We start from the raw sequence: 21958 nt of genomic DNA on the forward strand, positions 1-21958 counted from the left end.
CGACGCGGTCAACGCCCCATCGTCACCGGCACAAGGTCCTGGAACCAGGATTGCGCCTGCACGAAGCCGCGCACCGAACGCGACATCGCCCGTGCATTGAGGTCATGGACGATGAATACCCAGGGCGCCTCATCGACCATGATCTCATGCGCTTGGCGCAGCGCATCCTCGGCGGTCTTCTGGTTCCTGGCGTTCTCCATCCGCTCCAGCAGCGCGTTGTAGCCCGGGTGCATGAAATGGGACCAGTTCACCCCGGCCGGGGCGGCGGAGGCGGCGGCAGTGTAGCGCACCACCTGGGCCGGGTCCGAGGTCGGCGGCGCGGTGTTGAGCGCGAGCGAGCCGCGCAGCCCCGCCGCATCCGGCGCCGAGCGCGTCAGCACCAGGACCGTGCCGAAATCGACCACCTCGAAGCTGACCTCGACACCGCAGCTTTCCCGCAGGTTGGCCTGCAGGAACTCGTTCATCGGCAGCGGCATCATGTGGCCGGAGCCGGAGGTGGAGATCAGCACCTTGAAGCGCAGCGGCTTGTCCGCCCCGTAGCCGGCCTCCCGCAGCAGCGCGCGGGCGAGCTGCGGGTCGTGGCGGTAGCGCTGCTGTGGTTCGCCGAAGGTCGAATCGGCGGTGCGGAACAGCCCGACCGCGGGCTCCGCCGTGCCGTTCAGCAGCGCCACCATGCCATCGCGGTCGACGCAGTAGTTCAGCGCCCGCCGCACCCTGATGTCGCCGAAGGGGGTGTTCGGCCCTGCCAGGCTCAGCAGCCAGCCCCAGGTGTGCGGATAGGGGTTGGTGACGATGTTGAAGCCGGCCTGGCGCAGCGAGGGGATGCTGTCCGGCGGCGGCGCCTCGATCCAATCCACCTGGCCGCTGCGCAGCGCGGCGACGCGGGTCAGCGCATCCGGGATCGGCATGAAGGAAATGCGATCGATCTTCGGCCGCCGCGCCACGTCCCAGTACTGCGGGTTGGGCACGATGTCGGCGGCGGTGCGCGGCGTGAGGCGCGCGAGGCGAAAGGGCCCGGTGCCGGCCGGCAGGGCCTGCGCCACCTTGGCCCAGTCCCGCCCGCCCTTGTCGAAGGACGCCGGCGAGGTCATCAGGATGTAGACCGCCATATAGGGGAAGTAGGACGCGGCGCGGCTGGTGCTGATCGCCACCGTGCGATCGTCGATCTTGCGGTAGCCGGCGACCAGCGTGGCGCGGCTGCGCACCACACCGGAGCCGGCCGGATCGAATTGCGGGCTGTCCTGCTTCCAGAAGCGGTCGAGGTTCCACATCACCGCATCGGCGTCGAAGGGCGTGCCGTCGTGGAAGGTGACGCCCTGGCGCAGGTGGAAGATCCAGGTCTTCGGATCCCCCGGATCCTGTTCCCAGCGCTCGGCAAGGCCAGGGCGCAGCCCGGCCCGCACATCGGAGCGCGACAGATCCCAGAGGGTCAGCGCCTCGAACACCGGATAGCCGAGGAAGCGCATCCCCTCGAAGCCATTGTCCGGCATGCCGCTGGTGGTCGGCACGTCGGACGCAGTCATGCCGATGCGCAGCACCTGCTGCGCCGCGGCTGGCTGCGTCAGCGCAACGAACAGGGCCGCAAGCCCGAGCCAATACTTCATGCGGCGATGCCAGCAAGCTGGACATAGAGGCCGCAGGCCCGGCGGTGCGCCGCTCTGGCTTCCGGCGACAGTTCCTGCCCAAGGCGCTGCTCCGGCTCGAAATGCCCGTAGCGGTCGGTGCCACGTACCAGCAATGCCGAAGGTCGGGTCTCGCTGGTCGGCCGGCAGCGCGTCGGCACATAGCTGAGGGTCAGGCCGATACGGCGGTCGTCGCTGTCGTTCGGGCCCGAGGAATGCAGCGTGTGGGTGTGGTGCAGCGACATCTCGCCGGCCTTTAGCGGCGCCAGCACCCCGTCCTTCGGGCCGAGGCCGTCCACGGTCATGCCGCGGCGGATGATGTTCTCCTCGCCCGGCTTGTCGAAATGCGAGATCGTGCCGCGCTTGTGGCTGCCCGGGATCATGCGCATGCAGCCCGACAGTTCCGAGGCTTCGGAAAGCGCCAGCCAGGCGGTCACCTGCTCGGCCGGCTCCAGCCGGAAATAGGCGTCGTCCTGGTGCCATTCCGCATAGGTCGCGCGATGCGCTTCCTTGGTCTGCAGGGTGAAGTGGAACAGCAGGATGTCGGGGCCGATGACATCCTCCACCGCATCCAGCACCGCCGGGTGGTGCACCAGCGCATCGGCCCAGTCGAACAGCAGGTGGCATTTCGACTTCTCGGGGAAGGCCAGCGGCTTGCCCTTGATGCCCTCATAGGCTTCGAGCGCGGCACGGTGCCGGCGGACCTCATCTTCCGTCAGGATCGGGACCGGGGCGGTGAAGCCCTGCTCGTGGTATTCGGCGACCTGGGCCTCGGTGAGCTTCAGCGGCATCGACCTCGCTCCTTTATGGTACGCAAGGCACATTAAAAGATGGCGCAGCAGCGGCTGTCAACGCCTTTGCTGTGCCGCAACGGGCCCTTGCCGCAGCGCAACTGGTCTCGCCACGGCGTTGACAGAGGGCGACGGCAGACCCAGCCTCTGACGATCGGGGAGTGATGCCCATGGCCGGTTCCGACCAGACGAAGAAGAGTTTCAAGCTCCGCAGCCAGCGCTGGTTCGATGATCCGGAAGACCCGGGCATGACCGCGCTCTATGTCGAGCGCTTCCTGAATTTCGGGATGACCCGGGGCGAGCTGCAGTCGGGCAAGCCGATCATCGGCATCGCCCAGACCGGCAGCGACATCGCCCCCTGCAACCGCCACCACATCGCCCTGGCGGATCGGGTGAAGGCCGGCATCCGCGACGCCGGCGGCATTCCGCTGGAATTCCCCATCCATCCGATCCAGGAGACGGGGAAGCGGCCGACCGCGGCGCTCGACCGCAACCTGGCCTATCTTTCGCTGGTCGAGGTGCTGCACGGCTACCCGATCGACGGCGTGGTGCTGACCACCGGCTGCGACAAGACCACCCCCGCCTGCCTGATGGGCGCGGCGACGATGAACATCCCGGCCATCGTGCTCTCCGGCGGGCCGATGCTGGACGGGCATTTCGGCGGCAGGCTCACCGGCAGCGGCACCATCGTCTGGGAAGCCCGCAAGATGCTGGCCGAGGGCAAGCTGGACTACAACGGCTTCATGGAGCTGGTGGCCAGCAGCAGCACCAGCGTCGGCCATTGCAACACCATGGGCACGGCGCTGTCGATGAACGCGCTCGCTGAGGCGCTGGGGATGTCGCTGCCCGGCTGCGCCGCCATCCCTGGCCCCTATCGGGAACGCGGGCAGATGGCGCATGCGACCGGCATGCGCATCGTCGATATGGTGCGGGAGAACCTGCGGCCTTCGGACATCATGACGCGCGCCGCCTTCGAGAACGCGATCGTCGCCGCCAGCGCCATCGGCGCCAGCACCAACTGCCCGCCGCACATCATCGCCATCGCCCGCCACATGGGCGTGGAGCTGAAGATCGAGGAGTGGGACAGCATCGGCCATGACATCCCGCTGCTGGTCGATTGCCAGCCGGCCGGCCGGTTCCTGGGGGAGGCCTTCCATCGCGCCGGCGGCGTGCCAGCGGTCATGCGGGAGCTGCTGTTCGCCGGCAAGATCCACGGCGATGCCATGACCGTCACCGGCCGCAGCATGGCCGCGAATGTCGAGGCGCTGCCGGAGCCGAACCGCGAGGTGATCCGCGCCTATGGCACGCCGATGAAGCCGCATGGCGGCTTCGCCATCCTGTCTGGCAACATCTTTGATAATGCGGTGATGAAGGTTTCGGTCATCGACCAGAAATTCCGCGACCGCTTCCTCAGCAACCCGCCTGGCATCTTCGAAGGCAAGGTCGTGGTCTTCGAGGGGCCGGAGGATTACCACGACCGGATCGAGGATCCCTCGCTCGGCATCGATGCGCATACCGTGCTGGTGATCCGCAACTGCGGCCCGGTCGGCTATCCCGGCAGCGCCGAGGTGGTGAACATGCAGCCACCGGCGGCGCTGATCCGCGCCGGCATCGACAGCCTGCCGACCATGGGCGACGGGCGGCAGAGCGGCACCTCCGCCAGCCCTTCCATCCTCAACGTCTCGCCCGAGGCGGCGGTGGGTGGCGGGCTTGCGCTGCTGAAATCCGGCGACCCGATCCGCATCGACCTCAACACCCGCAAGGTGGACGTCCTGATCCCGGAGGGGGAGCTGGCGGCGCGGCGCGCGGCCTGGAAGAAGCCGGACCTGCTGAACAGGACGCCCTGGGAGGAGATCCAGCGCAGCATGATCGGCCAGCTCGGGACCGGCGGCTGCCTGGAGCCGGCGACGCTCTACCTCAACATCCTGGAAAGCAGGGGCGAGAGCCGGCACAACCACTGAGCGCCGCTGGGCACCACCGGCCGGAACGCCCCGCAATACCGCTTCGCGGTTTTGCGGGGAGCCTCGATGATCCCTCGCAATTGGCGCTTTGGCACGCCTTCCGCGGCAAGGTTGCGCAAGGACGTCGACAAGCACCCGGCTTGATGGGCATGCCGAAGATCGCGTCCAGCGCCATCCGCCGGATGGATGGCACCCATCAATCCTTGGCATTGGCATGCCAGGGCGGAGATCCCTAATTTCCCGGCAAGTGACCGGCCCGAGGGCCGGTTTGCAGAGAAAACGAGGGACTTTCCATGCCGCGCATCGCCCTGCTCGCCGCCGCGCTGCTGCTCGGCGCCAGCCCGGCTTTCGCCCAGCCCGCCGCCAGCGACGAGGCGGCGCGGACCCTGGAGCAGAACCGCCGCGCCGTCTTCTCCGCCCCGCCGGCCGCCGTCCCCGCGCGGCAGGCCAGCGACATGCCGCCCGCCTCCCGGTCCGAGGTCGACCGCTCTCCCGCCGTGCGGCCCATGGTCGTCCACCCCAAGCCGGCACGCCCCACCGGCCTCGCCCTGGTGGAGGAGGCTAGCGGCGCCCTGGCCCGGTAGAGGGATCGCGGCGGGGCGGGGCCCGAGGCGTGAACCGCGCTGCGGACGACCGGCCATGGCGGTTGGCACCCGGACCTGACCGCGAGCCGCCGTAGCCTCGTACCCTGGCGGCCTGAAGCTGCTCTGGCGGCGGCAGTTGACGCCGCCGTCGCCGCCGTGATCATGGCAGCCTGAGGGATGGGAATCAGGCACCATGGCCGGCAGGCTTGCAGGCAAGCGATGCTTCGTGACGGCAGCGGGGCAGGGTATCGGCCGCGCCAGCGCGCTGGCCTTCGCCGCCGAGGGCGGCAGCGTCCTCGCCACCGACCGCGATGCGGCCAAGCTCGAAGGGCTGGCGGCGCAGGGCATCGAGACCGCCGCACTGGACGTGCTGGATGACGCGGCGGTGGCCGCGGCGATCGCCGCGGCCGGGCCGCTCGACGTGCTGTTCAACTGCGCCGGCTTCGTCCACCAGAACACCGTCGAGAGCTGCACCGATGCGGAATGGGATTTCGCCTTCGGGCTGAACGTCCGCAGCATGTGGCAGACCATCCGCGCCACGCTGCCAGGCATGATCGCCCGCGGCGGCGGCAGCATCGTCAACATGTCCTCCGCCTGCTCCAGCGTGAAGGGTGCGCCGAACCGCTTCCTCTACGGCACCACCAAGGCGGCGGTGATCGGGATGACGAAATCCGTCGCCACCGAATACGTGACCCGCGGCATCCGCTGCAATTGCCTCTGCCCCGGCACGGTGGACACGCCCTCGCTGGAGGAGCGCATCGCCGCCAACGCCGCCGCGGCGGGTGGGCTGGACCAGGCGCGCGCCGCCTTCGTCGCCCGCCAGGCGATGGGACGCCTGGCCACCGCCGAGGAGATGGCGGCGCTGGTCGTCTATCTCGCCGCGCCCGATAGCACTTTCGTCACCGGCCAGGCCATCGTCATCGACGGCGGCTGGACCTTGTAGTTTTCGCGCCGGCCCGGAGCCGCCATACCGACTCTTCGTGCCGGCACGCCTTTCTCAGGAGACCCACCCATGAAGCTGCTGCGCTACGGCCCCGTGGGCCAGGAGAAACCGGGGCTGCTCGACGCCTCCGGCACCATCCGCGACCTGTCGGGCGTGATCCCCGACCTGGCCGGCGCGGCGCTTTCCGCCGCCGGGCTGGCGAAGCTCGCCGCGCTCGATCCTGGCTCGCTGCCGGCAGTGCCGGGCTCGCCGCGGCTCGGGCCGCCGACCTCGGGGATGAAGAACCTCATCTGCATCGGCCTGAACTACGCCGACCACGCGGCCGAGACCGGCTCGCCGGTGCCGAAGGAGCCGATCGTCTTCCTCAAGTCGCTCGGCGCGCTCTGCGGCGCGAATGACGACGTGATCATCCCGAAGAACAGCGTGAAGACCGACTGGGAGGTCGAGCTCTGCATCATCATCGGGACCAAGGCGAAATGCGTCTCCGAGGCCGAGGCGCTGGAGCATGTCGCCGGCTATGCGGTGGGCAATGATGTCTCCGAGCGCGAGTGGCAGATCGAGCGCGGCGGCGCCTGGGACAAGGGCAAGGGCTGCGACACCTTCGGCCCGGTCGGCCCCTGGCTGGTGACGAAGGACGAGATCCCCGATCCGCAGAACCTGTCGATGTACTGCGACGTCGATGGCGTGCGGATGCAGGACGGCTCGACCCGCACCATGATCTTCGGGGTGAAGACGCTGGTCAGCTACGTCTCGCACATGATCACCCTGCATCCGGGCGACGTGATCTTCACCGGCACGCCGCCGGGTGTCGGCCTCGGCAAGAAGCCGGCGCCGATCTTCCTGAAGGCGGGCCAGGTGATGAAGCTCGGCATCCAGGGGCTGGGCGAGCAGACCCAGAAGACGGTGGCCTACGAAAGCTGAGCAACCACCGCGTGGGCCGGGCGGAGCGCCGCCCGGCTTGGCGGAGTTTTGCCGTGCCGTCGGCGTCCCGGCTGTTCTAGGCTTCCTCCGGGAGGCCAAATCCATGTTCGACCTGGACCGCTTCATCGAGGAGTGCCGCGCTGCCCTTGCGGAGGGCGAGGGCGGCCAGCGCCCCATCCGGGAACTCACCACCCGGGCGGTCCGCGACCCCGGCGCGGTGCTGGCGGGGCTGGGTGAGCCGCAGTGCGGCGGGCTGAACGTGCTGCACCGCTCGCCGGAGCTCACCGTGCTGAACGTCGTCTGGGCGCCGCGGATGACGCTGATGCCGCACAACCATGGCATGTGGGCGGTCATCGGCGTCTATACCGGCGGCGAGGACAACATCTTCTGGCGCCGCCTGCCGGACAGCCCCGCCGGCGCGGTGGAGGCGGCGGGGGCGCGGTCGCTGCGGGCCGGCGACTGCACGGTGCTCGGCCGCGACATCATCCATTCCGTGACGAACCCGCTGAGCCGGCTGACCGGGGCGATCCATGTCTACGGCGGCGATTTCTTCGCCGCCGGCCGCAGCGAGTGGGATGCCGAGACGCTGAGCGAGCAGCCCTACGATCTGGAGAAGGCGAGGCGGATGTTCGCGGAGGCGAATGCCGGCTGAGGCACCGTGCGGAGCCTCAGAATTTGGCGCTGAACGGCGGCTGCTTGCCGCGCTCCATCACCACCTGCCGCAGGCGCCGCAGCAGGTGGCGCTTCGCCCCGGTCTGCCGCTGGCCGCTGTTCACCATGACCGCAGCCCCAGTCAGGCGGAAGCCGGCGTCCGGCTTGCGCTGGATCTGCCCTCCGGCTCCGCGAGGGTAATGCGAGCCATGACCAAGGGCTCCACGAGGTGTCAATTCCCGGAATGCCGGCGGCTTCCTGGTCGAACTCGACTACCGCGCCACCGACCAGGATGGGCAGTGGCCCTCCGGCCTGCTTCAGCATCGCGCAGGCGCGTGCCAGAAGTTCGAGTGCAGTGACGAATTCCACCTGATAAGGCAGCGCCTCCGTCACATCGTCGCGCCAAGCACCCAGGGCGCGAATTCCGCCGCGCCGAAATCGAAGCTCTCGCTCTTGGTCCGCTGGCCGCTCGCTGTCGCCAGCATCTGCCGGAAGATCCGCTCGCCCACCTGCTGCACGCTCTCCTCGCCGGTGAGGATGGTGCCGCAGTTGATGTCCATGTCGTCCTCCATCCGCTCATACATCGGCGTGTTGGTCGCCAGCTTGAGGGAGGGGGTCGGCTTGCAGCCGAAGACGCTGCCGCGACCGGTGGTGAAGCACAGCAGGTTGGCGCCGCCCGCCACCTGGCCGGTCGCCCCCACCGGGTCGTAGCCCGGCGTGTCCATGAAGACGAAGCCCTTGGCGGTGACGGGCTCCGCATAGCGCACCACATCCACCAGGTTGGTGGTGCCCGCCTTGGCCATGGCGCCGAGCGACTTCTCCAGGATGGTGGTCAGCCCGCCGAGCTTGTTGCCCGGAGACGGGTTGGCATTCATCTCGGCACCCTCGCGCTCGCAATAGGCTTCCCACCAGCGCATCACATCGACCAGCTTCTGGCCGACCTCGCGGGAGACCGCGCGGCGGGTCAGCAGATGCTCAGCGCCATAGGTCTCGGGAGATTCGGAGAGGATCACCGTGCCGCCGTGCCGCACCACCAGATCGCTCGCCGCGCCCAGCGCCGGGTTGGCGGTGATGCCGGAATAGCCGTCCGAGCCGCCGCATTGCAGGGCGACGCAAAGCTCGCTCGCCGGCACCGTCTTGCGCCGCACCTTATTGGCGTCGGCCAGCACCTCGCGCACGAAGTCGATGCCGGCGGCGACGGTCTTCCGCGTGCCGCCCATCTCCTGGATGTCCATGTTGCGCAGCCGTCCGGACAGCCGCTGCTCATCCAGCAGCCCGCCGATCTGGTTCACCTCGCAGCCGAGGCCGATGGCGATGACGTTGCTGAAATTCGCATGCCGGGCGAAGCCGCCGAGGGTCCGCCGCAGCAGCCGCAGCGGCTCGCCCTCGGTCATGCCGCAGCCGGTCTTATGGGTCAGCGCCACCACGCCATCCACATTGGGCCATTCGGCCAGCGGATCGTCGCCGGTGATCGGATTGCGGCGGAAGGCCTGGGCGATCAGCTCCGCCACATGCGCCGAGCAATTCACGCTGGTGACGATGCCGATGTAGTTGCGCGTGGCGACACGGCCATCGGCGCGGCGGATGCCCTCGAAGGTGGCTGGCTCGGCGACCGGCTCGGTGGGCCGCGCATCGACGCCCCAGGCGTAGTCGCGGGAGAAGTCGCCCATCGCCAGGTTATGCGTGTGCACCCATTGGCCGGGCGAGATGGCCTCCGTGGCGAAGCCGATGATCTGGCCGTAGCGGCGCACCGGCTCGCCCTGCGCATGCGCCACCACCGCCACCTTGTGCCCGGCCGGGATGCGCGCCGTGGCCAACACCTTCGGCGCCACCGGCGTGCCCGGCGGCAAGACCTGGCGGGCAATGACCACGCCATCCTCCGGGTGCAGTCGGATCACGGGCGGCTGGGTGATGGCGTCCATCGGGGTTCTCCCTGTCCGGCGGCATCCTAATCGGTTCCAGCCCCGCCGCGAGCCCCTGGAATCAGCGCTCCGCGGTGAACAGCCGTGCCGCCGCCCAGCTCACGATGGAGACGGCGATGGCGCCGAACAGCGCCGACCAGAAGCCCTCCACCCGGAAGCCCGGCAGCAGCAGCGCGGTCAGCCCGAGCATCGCCGCATTCACCACCAGCAGGAACAGCCCGAGGGTCACCAGGGTCAGCGGCAGTGACAGGATCACCGCCACCGGACGCACCACCGCATTCACCACCCCGAAGACCAGCGCCGCCAGCAGCAGGGTGCCGAAGCCACGCACCTCGAGGCCCGGCACCAGCTCCGTGGCGATCCAGAGCGCGAAAGCGTTGATGAACAGCCGTGCCAGAAACCCCATCCGTTCCCCTCCGCAATACCGCCGTGTCACCATACTCTGCCGCTTCCGTCCGGGAGCTGCATGAATTGTCGCCGAACCGCGCCACCCTCGCCGGCTGCGTCGCGCTGGCACTCTGGGCTTTTCTCGCCCCGCTGGCCCGGCTTGCCCAGCCACTGCCGCCGCTGCTGATCACCGCCCTCGGCTTCGCCGCGGGCGGACTGCTCGGACTGGCGGTGGTGGTGGCGCGCGGGCGGCTCGGGGCGCTGCGCCAGGATGCGCTGGCCTGGGCCCACGGCGTCGGCGGGCTGGCGGGCTTCCACGCCCTCTATTTCGCTGCCCTCGCCCTGGCGCCGCCGGTCGAGGCCAATCTGCTGAACTACACCTGGCCACTGCTGATCGTGTTGCTCTCGGCGCCGCTGCGCGGGCTGACGCTCGGGCCGCAACGGCTGGCGGGGGTGATGTTGGGGGCGGCGGGGGCGGCGCTGCTGCTCGGCGGCGGCGCCCGCTTTCCGGCGGAGGCAATGGCCGGCTTCGCCTGCGCCCTGGCGGCGGCGCTGACCTGGGCGCTGTATTCGGTGCTCTCCGCCCGCTTCACGAGGGTGCCGACCGAGGCGGTGGCCGGGTTCTGCCTGGTCTCCGCCCTGCTCGCCGGGCTTGGCCATTGGGCACTGGAGCCGGCCGCCACGCTGACGGCGCGCCACTGGCTGGCGGTGGCGCTGCTGGGCGCGGGGCCGATGGGGGCGGCCTTCTTCTTTTGGGATATCGGCATGAAGCGCGGCGACCCCAGGCTGCTGGGAACCCTGGGATATGCGACGCCGGTTGTCTCCACGCTGCTGCTCGTGGCCATGGGTGAGGGACGGCTGAGTTGGCAGGTGCTGGCGGCGACGGCGCTGGTGGCGGGCGGCGGGCTGCTGGCGGCGCTGGCCGGTGGCGGCGCATCTGCCGAACCATCGAAATAGCGATATTTTGTACCATTTTTTTAACAATTCGGAATAATTTTGCGCATTTGTGAATGAAGAGCAATCGGGTATCACAGCGTCCGGCTTCGCTGTGAAAGACCTTCGCCTGTCCTCCACCCCACCCGATGAGCTGCCCGCGCCCGGCAGGGGTCGCTTCGACATCCTGCCGCTGCCCGCCGATCGGCTGTTGCTGCTACGCTATCTTGGCGAGGTGAGAACCGATCAGGTGATGGACCTCCTGGGCGCCGCGTTGCGCGAGCAGCCGGAGATCGCCACCTGGGGTGTTGTCAGCGACCTGCGCCGCCACATCGGGCATCTGCCGGCGGCGGGGCTCAACGCCATCAGCGCATTGCGCCGCAACGCCTGGCCGGACCCGCCGCCGGCACGGGAGGTGCTGCTGTCCTTCGACCCCGGCATGATCTTCATCGCCCGCTACCTGGACCACCTGCTGCCGCACATCGCCCACAGCGTCGGCACCGACCCTGCGGCAGCCTGCCGGCTGGTGATGGGACCCAGCCGGGCGGTGCCGGAGGCGGCGCTGAAATTCCTGGCGACCGGCGCACCCTCCGGCACTGGCCACGGCTGATGCAGCGGCCTGAACCCCTGCAGGTTCAGGCCCCGGATACCGCTGTAGCTCGTTGCCGTGGAGCGGATTCAGGCCGCTCCGCGATCCGCTCTATTTCAACGGGAAGCCAAGCGTCCGCAGCGCCGACTTCAGCAGGTCCCGCCCGCGCAGTGCCTTCACCGTGCCGTTGCGGCTGACCACCCGCTGCGTCCAGGTGTCGGCCGACATCTCATTCCGCCGTGAATACGCGCCGAGCAGGGCGTCATAGGCGGCGCGATGCGCCGGCTCCTCCGACGCATCATAGGTGTCGTGGTGCAGGATCGCCGCCTGCGACAGCCGCGGCTTCACCTCGCTCTCCGCCCCCGGCAGCGCATAGCCGATGCACAGGCCGAAGACGCCGACTGCGCCGGGCGGCAGGCCGAGCGTCTGCGCCACCCGCACTACGTCATTGCGCAGCGCGCCGATGTAGACGGTGCCGAGGCCGAGCGTCTCCGCCGCTACCACCGCATTCTGCGCCGCCATCGCGGCATCGATCGACGCGACCAGGAAGGTTTCCAGATAGGGCAGCCCCTCCAGCGGATGGCCCGCCGCGATCCCCAGCCGCTCGTTGCGCGACACATCGGCGAGGAACACCAGGAACAGCGGGCATTGCAGGATGTGCTTCTGGTTGCCGGCGATCTCCGCCAGCACCGCCCGCTTCGCCGGATCCTCCACCACCACGACCGACCAGGTCTGCAGGTTGGAGGAGGTGGCGGCGGATTGCGCCGCGGCCAGCAGCGTCTCCAGCGTGCCGGGCGGCAGCGCATCCGGCCGGTAGCCGCGCACCGAGCGGTGGTCGAGCATGCCGGCGATCGCCGCATTCCACGGCCCCGCCGCCGGCACCGCATCGGTGCCGTAGCGGGCGATCAGCGCCGCCGTCTTGCCGCTGTCCGTCTGGGTGGTCCCGTCCATGCGTCTGTCTCCGTTTCGCCGGCAGGCTAGCTATCGCAGCGGTGATGACAAGCCAGAGAAGCGGGACCGGCTCAGATCAGCCCCAGCCGCCGCGCCAGGTCGCGGTACAGCGCCACCTGGGCGCGGACATAGTCCCGCGTCTCCTCGGGCGGCAGCAGCCGGGGGAAGGAGCCGACGCGGCGGGTCGCCGCCATCCAGCCCTGGTCCTGCCGCAGCGCCGCCAGCGCCTCCGCCCAGGCATCGATCAGCGGCTGCGGCAGCCCGGCGGGGGCGTAGAGCGCGTTCCAGCCGGTGATCTCGGCCAGCGCCTCGAACTCCGCCTCCCGCGCGGTGGGCACCTGGGGGATGGCGGCGTGGCGGTCCCGTCGCGTACCGACCACCAGGGCGCGCAGCCCGCCCTGGCTGATGGCGCCGATGGTATCGCTCAGGTTATTGCCGATGAATTGCACCTGGCCGGCGAGCAGCGCCGCCACCGCCTCCCCGCCGCCGCGGAAGGGCACCGCCACCCCGGCATCGATCGGCAGCCCGGCCGAGGCGAAGATGTGCCGTACCCCGAGGTCGAGGATCGTCGCCGGCCCGGTGGTGGCGAAGGTCAGCCGCCCGGGGTTCTCGCGCAGCGCGCCGAGCAGGTCGGACAGGCTCCGCCATGGCGCGTCGGCGCGGACGCAGACGACGAAGGGGTTCTCGTCCAGCAACCCGAGCATGGTGAAGCTGTCCCAGGCATAGGGCGTGCGCGGGTCGATCGCCGGCAGGATGGCGGCGGCGCTGACCCGGGCGATCAGCAGGGTGAACCCGTCCGGCGCTGCCCGCGCCACATATTGCGTGCCGATGGCGCCGGAGGCGCCGCTGCGGTTCTCCACCATGATGCTGGCGGCGGGGTTGGGCAGGTGGCGCGGTGCATACTGGGCCAGCGCCCGCGCCGCCAGATCCGCCGCGCCGCCGGCGGAGAAGGGCGCGACCAGGGTGATCGGGCGGTCGGGATAGACGGTCTGGGCCCGGGCGGCGCCCGCCAGCAATGGCAGGGTGGCCAGCAGGGCGCGGCGATGAGGGCGGCGCATGGCGGATTGTCCGGCGACGGTCTGGTACGGAGGTCTGGCGCGATGGGGTGAGGCAGGATGCGACGAGCAGGGGCCTGCCGCTCCGGCGTCCCGGCAGTGTGCCGGGCGCGGCGCCGCGCCGCCACCCCTTTCGGCCGAATGAATCCCGCTGGCGGGCGGAATGTCGCCGTCACGGCTTCGATACCTGAAGGCCAAGCATAGGCCTCGAATTCGTAAGATGAACTGGTCGATGGAACCGGGCGTATTGCCGGGTTTACTGTCGCGGCGCGGAGATCCGGCTGGCAATGCCGGCCGCACCCGGCCTGCCGCCCGCCGCATCGCCTCACGCCAGGTTGCAGGATTTTTCAGAACCGTGCTAACGCCAGCGGCATGACGTCCGCGAACGGCACGCCGGTGGGCAACCCCCGGCTACCCTCAGCGGCGTTCCTGCGCGTTGCGCGGGGCGCCCTTCACCCGGGGCAAGGAGCCAAGGCCGTGGTTACGGCCCGGCGTCGCCGGCCTGCCTGGATGGCAGCGCTGCTGGTGGCGCCACTGCTCCTGGCATCCGGGATCGCCAACGCCGCCTCCCCGGCAGCGAGTGGGGAAGCCGCGCGCCAGCCCCGTCTGCCCGATGCGCCGCAGGAGCTGTTGCCGCCGGCCCTGGCCGAAACCGGGCCAAAGCTCGGCCCGCGTGCCGCCTGCCTGGCCGCCGCACGCCGGGCGGAATCGATTCACGGCCTGCCGGACGGGCTGCTGGTGGCGATCGCGCTGTCGGAGAGCGGGCTGCATGCCCATGCCCTCAACATCGGCGGTCGCTCCTATTTCCCGGAGGAGCGGGCCGCCGCCCGGGCGCTGCTGCTCGGCGCCGGCTCCGGCCGCTCGGTAATGGCCGGCTGCGTGCAGGTGAATGCGCGGGTTCATGCCCGCGGCGCCGACTGGCCGCTGGACCCGGTGCGCTCGGCCGACTGGGCCGGCGGGCTGCTGCGCCGCTGGCACACCGAGACCGGCAGCTGGGCCGAGGCGCTGCGCCGCTGGCACGGTGGCTCCGCCGCCAGCACGCGGCGGGTCATGTGCCGGGTCAGGGCCAAGCTGGAGGTCACCGCGCCGGGGTCCGACCTGCTGCACGATCAGGGTTGCAGCCAGGGTGAGATCGCCCGGGTCCGCCGCAGCGGCACCACCTTGCTGGAGGTCGCTGAGGCGCCTTGAGGCGCTGCTGGCGAGGCTACTTCGCCGCGCCGTCCAGCGCCTGCCGTACCTGCTTCGGCAATGCCGCCAGCCCGCCGGGCCGCAGCAGCGCGGCCGCTTCGGTGATGAGCAGCCGCGGCCCGGGCTGACGCCCGGCCAGCGCGCCAGCCAGGCTGGCCCCGGCGCCGCCGTCGGCCACCACGGCAACGACCAGATCGACCGGCGTCGCCTCCAGCAGCGCCGTCGCCTCCGCCACCGAGGCCGCCGCCAGGGTCCGGTAGCCGAGGCCGGCGAGCAGCGCCCCAGCGGTGTCCAGCGCCTCCGGCGCATCGGCGAGCAGCAGCACCGTCTCGCCCCCGGGGGACGGCGGCGCGGCCTCCGGGCCGAGCACCGGCAACAGCAGCCGCGCCGTGGTGCCGCGCCCTGCCTGCGAGCTCAGCCGCAGTTGCCCGCGCGACTGCCGGGCGAAGCCGTAGACGGTCGCCAAGCCGAGGCCGACGCCGACGCCGGTCGATTTGGTGGTGAAGAAGGGTTCAGGGGCGCGGTGCAGCACCGCCGGGCTCATGCCGAGGCCGGTGTCGCGCACCTCGATCACGGCATAATCGCCGGGTGCCAGCCCATCTGGCGCGCCCGGCGGCACCATGGCACGGGCGGTGCAGACGCTCAGCGTTCCACCCTGCGGCATGGCCTCCGCGGCATTGGCGACGAGGCTGGCCAGCGCCTGCTCGATCCCGGTTGGATCGCCGTGGCAGGGTGCCAGCCCTTCGTCGAGCTGCTGTTCGAAGGCGATCCCGGGCGGCAGCGAGGGCCGCAGCCGCTCCGCCACCGCAGCGACCAGCGCGTTGAGGTCGACCGGCCGCGACTGCAGCGTCTGCCGTCGCCCGAAGCTGCGCAGCTGCCCGGTCAGCCGCTTCGCTCGCGCCACCGCTTCCTGTCCGCGCTCGATCAGCCGCTTGCGCCGCAGCCCGTCTTCCGCATGGCCGAGCATGTCAAGGCTGCCGGCGATGACCATCAGCAGGTTGTTGAAGTCATGCGCGATGCCGCTGGCGAGCTGGCCGAGCGCCTCCAGCGTCTGCGCCTGGCGCAGTTCCGCCTCCACTTCCCGCCGCTGGGTCACGTCAAGTTGGCTGCCGAGCATCCAGCGCGCCGAACCCTGCGCATCGAGCACCGGCGAGATGAACAGCGCATTCCAGAATGGCGAGCCGTCGCGGCGATAGTTCAACAATTCGGTGGCGATGCTGCGGCGTTCCTGCACCGCCTGGCGCAACGCCGCAACGGTTGCCGCATCCGTTGCCGGACCCTGCAGGAAGCGGCAATTGCGGCCGAGCACCTGGCTCGGCGGATAGCCGGTCATCGTCAGGAAACTGCGGTTGGCGAAGATGATCGGATTGTTCGGCTGACCGGGATCGGTGACGGTCATCGCCATCGGTGAGGCCGCGACCGCGGAGAACAGCAGCCCATCGTGCCTGAATTTCCCGACAGCAGCGACATCGGCGGTGGCCATGCGGCGCACCTCAGTCGCCGAATGCCACGATCGATGCGCCGGCGTGCCGGCGCGTCACGGAGTCGTCACGCCGGCCCACGGCAACGACCACCCCGATTGGTGATTGGAGGTGGCGGGGCAAGGAAGTTTGGTCATGCAGGGTGAAGTTCCGGTACTGCTTGTCGTTGAGGATGATTTCTTGGTGCGGCTGACGCTCGTCGATGCACTGAGCGACGGCGGGTTCGAAGTGCTTGAAGCGGCGGATGCGAAGGAAGCGCTCGGCCTGGTGTGCGACCGCGGCGACATCGCGGCGATGTTGACTGATATCAACCTGCCCGGCGGCTCGGACGGCTTCGCGCTCGCCCGCGCGGTGCGCGTCGTGCGGCCCGAGATGCCGGTGCTCTACGCCTCCGGCCGTTACTCCGGCGTCGAGGCCGGGCAAGCGGTCGATGGCGCGCGCTTCCTTGCGAAGCCCTTCACCCCGACCCTGGCGGCCACGATGATCCGCGAGCTGATGGCCGAAGGCACCCCGGCGCAAGCGGCTCCGCAACCGCCACCCAAGGCCGATCGCCACATCTGATGCAGCGATCCCGGCACCCGGTGTCAAGGTGCCGGGTGAAGTGTCCCGGCAGAGCAACCGCTGCCGTGCGGAGGTCACGCCAGGGCGTGCTCCGCCGGTGCGAGCGGGGATCGCTTCGGCATTCGCTTCGGGGCTTAGTTGACCGCCCGATCCACCGAGCGGCCGAGCCGCTCGACCGGCCCGCGCGGCGGATCGACGGCATCTCGCACGTTCTGCCCGGCGCGATCGAGGCTGCGACCGGCGCGCTCCGCCGGGCCTTCGCGCTCGCAGCCGGCGAGCCCGATCAGCAAGGCGGGCACCAGGGCGAGAAGGATCGGACGCATCATGATCTCCGGTTTCGGCTTCGCTGCCATCCCCATCGCGCGGCGAGGAGAATAGTTCGTTCACGGCATTGCTCATCCCTGGTCAGGCGCCGGCCCGCGTATCGGCCCGGCACGCCAAACAGCCTCCATCACCATCTGGTCCCGTAGCCCTTCCTCGCTTCGGCAGCTGCGGCTGCGGCCATTACGCACGCAGCGGGCCACGTGGTCGATCTCCAGGGCGGATTGGTGACGCGTCTGGATCTTCAGCACCTCCTGCACAACGCGATGGAAGAGGTGCCGCCGGTGGCGAACCGCGCTGCCACGATTCCGCCGGCCTGCACGATGCCGCACTGCCCAACGCGAAGCTGCGGCGCCTGTTGCTTGCGATGTTGACGCGATTTCCCGCAGGGAGGACGCTGCCGCTCGCCGCGCGCCAAAGGAAGCATCGAGCCGCCACAGTTTCGGGAGGAACCGCAATGTTCGAGTTGCTCGGTCGCCAGGAGGCGCTCGCCAGAAGCCAGAAGATCATCGCCGCCGCGGTCCTTGGCGGCATGCTGGTGTTCTCGGACTGGCTCGTACTGGCGGGCGCGGTCTACCTGTTCCTCGGCATCGAGCCCAGGGGCCGCTCGATCGAGCGGATAAACCGCGCGCTGCATGTCAGTGCGACTGTGCCGCGCGCGGCGCCGGTCGCGAGGGCATAGCGCGTGGAGGATGCAAGCCAGGCGGCGCCGGATGCCGCAGCGGTGGCAGCGTCGATGGCGGTGCTCGACCGCTTCATGGCGGCGCTGAATGCGCGCGACCAGCGGGCACTGGCGGCGACGATGCATTTCCCGCATCACCGTCTGGCCGGCAGCCGCTTCCAGGTGTGGGAGCGGCCGGAGGACTACACCATCGAAGGCTTCGTGGCGCGCGCCGGCGACGGCTGGGCGCGCTCCGACTGGGATTTCCGGCGGGTGGTCGCGGCCGGTCCGGCGAAGGTGCATCTCGACGTGCAATTCACCCGGCGGCGGGCCGATGGCAGCGCCATCGGCAGCTTCCGCTCGCTCTGGGTGGTCGCCTGCCTGGATGGCGTCTGGGGGGTGCAGGCGCGGTCGAGCTTTGCGTCCTGAGCCCGCCATGCCGCTTGCCGGGCCACGGCAAACCGGGTCCACTCCACCTCATCAAGGAGGAACGCCATGCTGAAATTCTACTACCACACGGCGCCGAACCCGATGAAGGTCGCGCTGTTCCTGGAGGAAAGCGGCCTGCCTTATGAGGCGGTGCCGGTCGACACCCGCAAGGGCGAGCAGCACACCCCGGAATTCCTCGCCATCAACCCCAACGCCAAGACGCCGGCGATCGATGATGACGGGGTGAAGGTCTTCGACAGCAACGCCATCCTGCTCTACCTCGCCGAGAAGACCGGCAAATTCCTGCCGCCCGCGGCACTGCGCGGCGAGACGCTGTCCTGGCTGATGTTCATCGCCAGTGGCATCGGCCCCTATTCCGGCCAGTCGGTGCATTTCGCCAACCATGCGCCGGAGAAGCTGGCCTACGCCATCAAGCGCTACGACTTCGAGGCGAAGCGCCACTGGGACATCCTGAACGACCGGTTGGCGACGCGCGAATGGCTGGTCGGCGACAGCTACTCCATCGTCGACATGGCGGCCTGGGGCTGGGAACGCGCCGCCGCCTATGTGCTTGGCGCCGAGGGCTGGGCGGCGGTGCCGCATGTGCAGCGCCACTTCGCCGCGATCAACGCCCGCCCGGCCGCGGCCAGGGCCACGGCGATCAAGGACCGTCATGCCTTCAAGACGGAGATGGATGACGAGGCGCGCCGAGCGATGTTCCGGCACATGGCGGCTTAGGCCGGTTCGACGGGAGCGCTGCCCCCGCCCCCCACCGGGCCAAGGCTTGGCCCCGGACCCGCCGTGAGTCGGCTGCTGGGACAACCTGACCCAAACTCACGCCGGAGCCGGGGAGACGCTTGTCTCCCCGATGGGGGCTCGGGGGCAAAGCCTCCGTGGTTCCGAATTTTCAAGACGGAGGGAAACGCATGTTCAGCCTGGCGGGCAAGGTCGCCGTCGTCACCGGCGCGGGGTCGGTGGGACCGGGATGGGGCAATGGCAAGGCGACGGCGGTGCTGCTGGCGCGGCAGGGCGCTTCGGTGTTCGGCATAGACGTGGTGCCGGCCGCGGTCGAGGAAACCCGCGGGCTGATCGAGGCCGAGGGCGGCACCTGCGTCGCCCATGCCTGCGACATGCTGGATGCCGCCGCGGTGGAAGCCGCGGTCGCCGCCTGCATGCAGCGCTTCGGCCGCATCGACATCCTGGTGAACAACGTCGGCGGCTCCGCCCCCGGCGGTCCGGCCGACATGCCGGAGGAGGTCTGGGACCGGCAGATCGACACCAATCTGAAAACCCCCTTCCTCGGCTGCAAATACGTGCTGCCGGTGATGGAAGCGCAGGGCAGCGGCGCGGTGGTGAACATCTCCTCCGTCGCCGGGCTGCGCATGGGCACGGGGCGGGTCCACACCGCCTATTCGGCCAGCAAGGCCGGCGTCATCGCCTTCAGCAAATCGGTCGCCATGGGCTATGCGAAGAAGGGCATCCGCTGCAACACGGTGGTGCCGGGGCTGATGCACACGCCGCTGGTCGAGCACCGGCTGGTCCGCCAGCTCGGCGCCAATGATGCCGAGGCGCTGATCGCCCGGCGCAACGCCAGCGTGCCGGTCGGCCACATGGGCACTGGCTGGGACATCGCCCATGCGGTGCTCTACCTGGTCTCCGACGAGGCGAAATATGTGACGGCGACGGAGATCGTCGTCGATGGCGGCTTCACCGCGGCGGGGCCGGTATGAGCGCGCCCGCCCGCGCGCTGCTGCGCCGCCGCGCGCTGCTGGCGGCGCCGGCGCTGCTGCCGGCGGCGCGGGCCGGGGCGCAGGAGGCCGCCTTCCCCTCGCGCGCCGTCACCATCATCGTCGCCTCGCCGGCTGGCGGCGGCACGGATTTCTCCGCCCGGCTGATCGCGGAGCCGCTGTCGCAGCGGCTCGGCGTGCCGGTGGTGGTGGAGAACCGTCCCGGTGGCAACGGCAGCATCGGCTTGCTGGCCACCGCCCGCGCCCGGCCGGACGGGCATACGCTGACGGTCGGCTATTCCGGAACGATGACCGGCCGGCCGGCGGTGGAAGGCATCGCCGACTTCGACCCGCAGAAGGATTTCGCGCCGATCGCGCTGCTGACCGACACGCCGCAGGTGATGATGGTGCACCCCTCGGTGCCGGTGCGGACGATGCAGGAGTTCATCGCCTATGCGAAGCAGCGGCCAGGGCAGCTCAACTACGCCTCGGCCGGCAATGGCTCGCTGCACCATCTGGGCACGGAGCTGCTGAAGCGGCGCACCGGGATCGATCTGGTGCATGTGCCGTACCGCGGCACCGGCGAGACCATCAGCGACCTGCTGGCCGGGCGGGTGCAATTCTACATGAACAGCCCGCCGCCGGTGATCGGCTTCATCCGCGACGGCAGGCTGCGCGGCATCGCCACCACCGGCCGGACCCGCCATCCCGCGCTGCCGGATGTGCCGAGCCTGCCGGAAAGCGGGCTGGACGACATGCCGGTGAACGTCTGGTACGCGCTCTACGCCCCCGCTCGCACGCCAGCGGCGGTGCAGGCGCGGCTGGCGCGGGAGGTGCAGGCGGTGCTGGCCGAGCCGGTGGTGCAGGCCCGCGCCGCCGAGGCCGGCACCTTCGTCAGCCACGCCGATGCCGCCACCGTCGCCGCCCGGCTGGCACGGGAGACGGCGGCGTGGTTCGAGGTGGTGCGGGCGGTCGGCATCAAGCCGGACTGACGCTCAAGCCCCGGCCAGGCCGCCCGGCTCGCCCGGCAATTTCCCCAGCGGCGACGCAACCGCCGCGGCCGGCTGCCGCTCCGCCGGCAGGATGGAGAAGGGCCGCTCGACGAACAGGTACAGCGGCACCGATCCCACGATCGTCACCAGCAGCGCCGGCAGCAGCAGCACCCAGTAGGATGCCTCGCCCGCCGCCTGCAGCAGCGGCCCCGCGCCACGCAGCGCGACGAAGAACAGCATCAGCATGAAGCCGTGCAGCAGGTAGTAGGAATAGCTCATGTTCCCGAGCCACCGCAGCGGTGTCAGCCGCAGCCCCCGCGCGACCGGCCCCTCACGCCCGAGGGCGGCGGCGCAGAGCAGGAAGCAGGCGATGAGGACGGCACTATCGGACACCACGGGCGGCACCTCGGCCAGGACCGCGGCAGCCATCAGCGGCAGCGCCGCCAGCGCCAGCCCATCAAGCCACGGCGCGTGCCGCAGCCTCTCCAGCAGCAGCCCGAGTATCTCGACCAGCAGCATGCCGCAGAGGAACATCCCCATGCGGCGATGCGCCCATTCCAGCAGCTGCATCAGCACCAGCGCCGCCAGCAGCAGCGCGATGCGGCGCGCCGGCGGCCATCGGCGCAGCCGGAGGCCGGTGACGACCAGCGGCACCACCAGATAGAAGGCCATCTCATAGCTCAGCGACCAGGCGACGACGACAATCCCCTGGATGTCGAATAGGCCAGGCAGCAGCAGCACGTTCGCCGCCACCAGCAGCAGCCGCTCCCGCATTCCGCTCGGCAGCCCGCCGCCGGAGGAGGAGAGCATCGCCGCCAGCAGGTGCAGCGCCAGCACCACCAGGAAGGCCGGATACAGCCGCTGCACCCGCCGTAGCAGGAAGCCGATGTAGGGCCGCGGCCGCTGGATCAGGGCGCCGTAGATCAGGTAACCGCTGAGCACGAAGAACAGGTCGACGCCGACATGGCCGATGTGCTCGAGCGCCGCCCCTACCGCCGGCAGCGGCAGGTGGAAGGCCTGCGCCAACTGGGAGGAGTAGTGGACGAAGAACACCAGCAGCACGGCCAGGCCACGCAGGCCCTCCATCGGCAGGAGCCGGCCGGCCTGGGCACGGCCGGACTCGAACTGGTCGGCGAATGCTGCGATCGACCCGAAACAAGGCGCTTCCATCTGCATTCCGCAACCGTGGTCATTCTGAAATGGGTAGGAAGACCATGCCAGGGTAGAGTGCCGGCCAGATAACCAAGAAGGCGTGACCGGCAGGCCAGGGCGATGCACGGCGGCTGCT

At 70.1% G+C, this 21958-nt stretch carries 23 protein-coding genes; 14 read left to right on the plus strand and 9 right to left on the minus strand.

The annotated features are described in order from the left end of the window. Positions 1-8: 8 nt before the first annotated feature. Together H7965_RS10335 and H7965_RS10340 are read right to left on the minus strand one after the other, a co-directional pair. Entirely contained in the window at positions 9-1604 is a 1596-nt protein-coding gene (locus H7965_RS10335; RefSeq protein WP_186770494.1) for an ABC transporter substrate-binding protein, read from the minus strand. Beyond that, positions 1601-2413, minus strand: coding sequence for a phytanoyl-CoA dioxygenase family protein (locus H7965_RS10340; RefSeq protein ID WP_186770495.1), 813 nt, complete (start codon positions 2411-2413; stop codon positions 1601-1603). The genes H7965_RS10335 and H7965_RS10340 overlap by 4 nt, the downstream gene beginning before the upstream one ends. 164 nt (positions 2414-2577) lie before the next feature. Between H7965_RS10340 and H7965_RS10345 the strand changes: the two genes are divergently transcribed. The 5 genes from H7965_RS10345 to H7965_RS10365 all read left to right on the plus strand — a co-directional run bounded on the left by H7965_RS10345 (position 2578) and on the right by H7965_RS10365 (position 7474). Further along, positions 2578-4374 carry an IlvD/Edd family dehydratase gene (locus H7965_RS10345; protein ID WP_261394145.1) on the plus strand — a complete coding sequence of 599 codons (1797 nt, stop codon included), beginning with the start codon at positions 2578-2580 and terminating at the stop codon, positions 4372-4374. 293 nt (positions 4375-4667) lie between these two features. Beyond that, positions 4668-4958 (plus strand): hypothetical protein, encoded by a 291-nt coding sequence (locus tag H7965_RS10350; RefSeq protein ID WP_186770497.1) that lies wholly within the window; start codon positions 4668-4670, stop codon positions 4956-4958. 193 nt (positions 4959-5151) lie between these two features. Beyond that, entirely contained in the window at positions 5152-5901 is a 750-nt protein-coding gene (locus tag H7965_RS10355) for an SDR family oxidoreductase (protein WP_186770498.1), read from the plus strand. Between the two features lie 69 nt (positions 5902-5970). Beyond that, entirely contained in the window at positions 5971-6822 is an 852-nt protein-coding gene (locus H7965_RS10360; protein ID WP_186770499.1) for a fumarylacetoacetate hydrolase family protein, read from the plus strand. Between the two features lie 103 nt (positions 6823-6925). After that, entirely contained in the window at positions 6926-7474 is a 549-nt protein-coding gene (locus H7965_RS10365; protein WP_186770500.1) for a cysteine dioxygenase family protein, read from the plus strand. Positions 7475-7862: 388 nt separating this feature from the next. Here H7965_RS10365 and H7965_RS10370 read toward each other — a convergent pair whose 3' ends face one another. Beyond that, positions 7863-9395, minus strand: coding sequence for a UxaA family hydrolase (locus tag H7965_RS10370; protein ID WP_222440549.1), 1533 nt, complete (start codon positions 9393-9395; stop codon positions 7863-7865). Between the two features lie 61 nt (positions 9396-9456). Beyond that, entirely contained in the window at positions 9457-9801 is a 345-nt protein-coding gene (locus tag H7965_RS10375; protein ID WP_186770501.1) for a phage holin family protein, read from the minus strand. Between the two features lie 65 nt (positions 9802-9866). Between H7965_RS10375 and yddG the strand changes: the two genes are divergently transcribed. Together yddG and H7965_RS10385 are read left to right on the plus strand one after the other, a co-directional pair. Then, positions 9867-10739 (plus strand): aromatic amino acid exporter YddG, encoded by an 873-nt coding sequence (gene yddG, locus H7965_RS10380; protein WP_186770502.1) that lies wholly within the window; start codon positions 9867-9869, stop codon positions 10737-10739. A gap of 91 nt (positions 10740-10830) precedes the next feature. After that, complete coding sequence (locus tag H7965_RS10385; protein WP_186770503.1) at positions 10831-11325, plus strand: hypothetical protein; 495 nt, start codon at positions 10831-10833, stop codon at positions 11323-11325. Positions 11326-11415: 90 nt separating this feature from the next. On the opposite strand, the gene H7965_RS10390 is transcribed toward H7965_RS10385, so the two are convergent. After that, positions 11416-12255: an NADPH-dependent oxidoreductase gene (locus tag H7965_RS10390; RefSeq protein WP_186770504.1), complete on the minus strand. Its 840-nt coding sequence runs from the start codon at positions 12253-12255 to the stop codon at positions 11416-11418. A 71-nt stretch (positions 12256-12326) separates the two neighbouring features. Continuing rightward, positions 12327-13313, minus strand: coding sequence for a Bug family tripartite tricarboxylate transporter substrate binding protein (locus tag H7965_RS10395; RefSeq protein WP_186770505.1), 987 nt, complete (start codon positions 13311-13313; stop codon positions 12327-12329). A gap of 474 nt (positions 13314-13787) precedes the next feature. Between H7965_RS10395 and H7965_RS10400 the strand changes: the two genes are divergently transcribed. Then, the gene (locus tag H7965_RS10400) at positions 13788-14498 is read left to right on the plus strand and encodes a transglycosylase (protein ID WP_229682571.1); all 711 of its coding nucleotides are present in this window, start codon (positions 13788-13790) and stop codon (positions 14496-14498) included. 16 nt (positions 14499-14514) lie between these two features. Here H7965_RS10400 and H7965_RS10405 read toward each other — a convergent pair whose 3' ends face one another. Next, positions 14515-15981 (minus strand): PAS domain-containing protein, encoded by a 1467-nt coding sequence (locus H7965_RS10405; RefSeq protein ID WP_186770506.1) that lies wholly within the window; start codon positions 15979-15981, stop codon positions 14515-14517. A 133-nt stretch (positions 15982-16114) separates the two neighbouring features. On the opposite strand from H7965_RS10405, the gene H7965_RS10410 reads away from it, so the two are divergent. Continuing rightward, positions 16115-16540 (plus strand): response regulator, encoded by a 426-nt coding sequence (locus tag H7965_RS10410; protein WP_186770507.1) that lies wholly within the window; start codon positions 16115-16117, stop codon positions 16538-16540. Positions 16541-16674: 134 nt separating this feature from the next. On the opposite strand, the gene H7965_RS10415 is transcribed toward H7965_RS10410, so the two are convergent. Further along, positions 16675-16893, minus strand: coding sequence for a hypothetical protein (locus H7965_RS10415; RefSeq protein ID WP_186770508.1), 219 nt, complete (start codon positions 16891-16893; stop codon positions 16675-16677). A gap of 425 nt (positions 16894-17318) precedes the next feature. On the opposite strand from H7965_RS10415, the gene H7965_RS10420 reads away from it, so the two are divergent. The 5 genes from H7965_RS10420 to H7965_RS10440 all read left to right on the plus strand — a co-directional run bounded on the left by H7965_RS10420 (position 17319) and on the right by H7965_RS10440 (position 20670). Beyond that, positions 17319-17543 carry a hypothetical protein gene (locus H7965_RS10420; protein ID WP_186770509.1) on the plus strand — a complete coding sequence of 75 codons (225 nt, stop codon included), beginning with the start codon at positions 17319-17321 and terminating at the stop codon, positions 17541-17543. Positions 17544-17546: 3 nt separating this feature from the next. Further along, positions 17547-17951 (plus strand): hypothetical protein, encoded by a 405-nt coding sequence (locus H7965_RS10425; RefSeq protein ID WP_186770510.1) that lies wholly within the window; start codon positions 17547-17549, stop codon positions 17949-17951. 66 nt (positions 17952-18017) lie between these two features. Next, entirely contained in the window at positions 18018-18689 is a 672-nt protein-coding gene (locus H7965_RS10430) for a glutathione S-transferase family protein (protein ID WP_186770511.1), read from the plus strand. Between the two features lie 188 nt (positions 18690-18877). Continuing rightward, positions 18878-19681, plus strand: a complete 804-nt coding sequence (locus H7965_RS10435; RefSeq protein ID WP_186770512.1) for an SDR family NAD(P)-dependent oxidoreductase — start codon at positions 18878-18880, stop codon at positions 19679-19681. Continuing rightward, positions 19678-20670: a Bug family tripartite tricarboxylate transporter substrate binding protein gene (locus tag H7965_RS10440; protein ID WP_186770513.1), complete on the plus strand. Its 993-nt coding sequence runs from the start codon at positions 19678-19680 to the stop codon at positions 20668-20670. Before H7965_RS10435 ends, H7965_RS10440 begins: the two co-directional genes overlap by 4 nt. 3 nt (positions 20671-20673) lie before the next feature. On the opposite strand, the gene H7965_RS10445 is transcribed toward H7965_RS10440, so the two are convergent. Beyond that, positions 20674-21840 carry an acyltransferase family protein gene (locus H7965_RS10445; RefSeq protein WP_186770514.1) on the minus strand — a complete coding sequence of 389 codons (1167 nt, stop codon included), beginning with the start codon at positions 21838-21840 and terminating at the stop codon, positions 20674-20676. Positions 21841-21958: the final 118 nt, after the last annotated feature.

This window comes from Siccirubricoccus deserti (genome assembly GCF_014283215.1).
GTDB classification, from domain to species: Bacteria; Pseudomonadota; Alphaproteobacteria; order Acetobacterales; family Acetobacteraceae; genus Siccirubricoccus; species Siccirubricoccus deserti.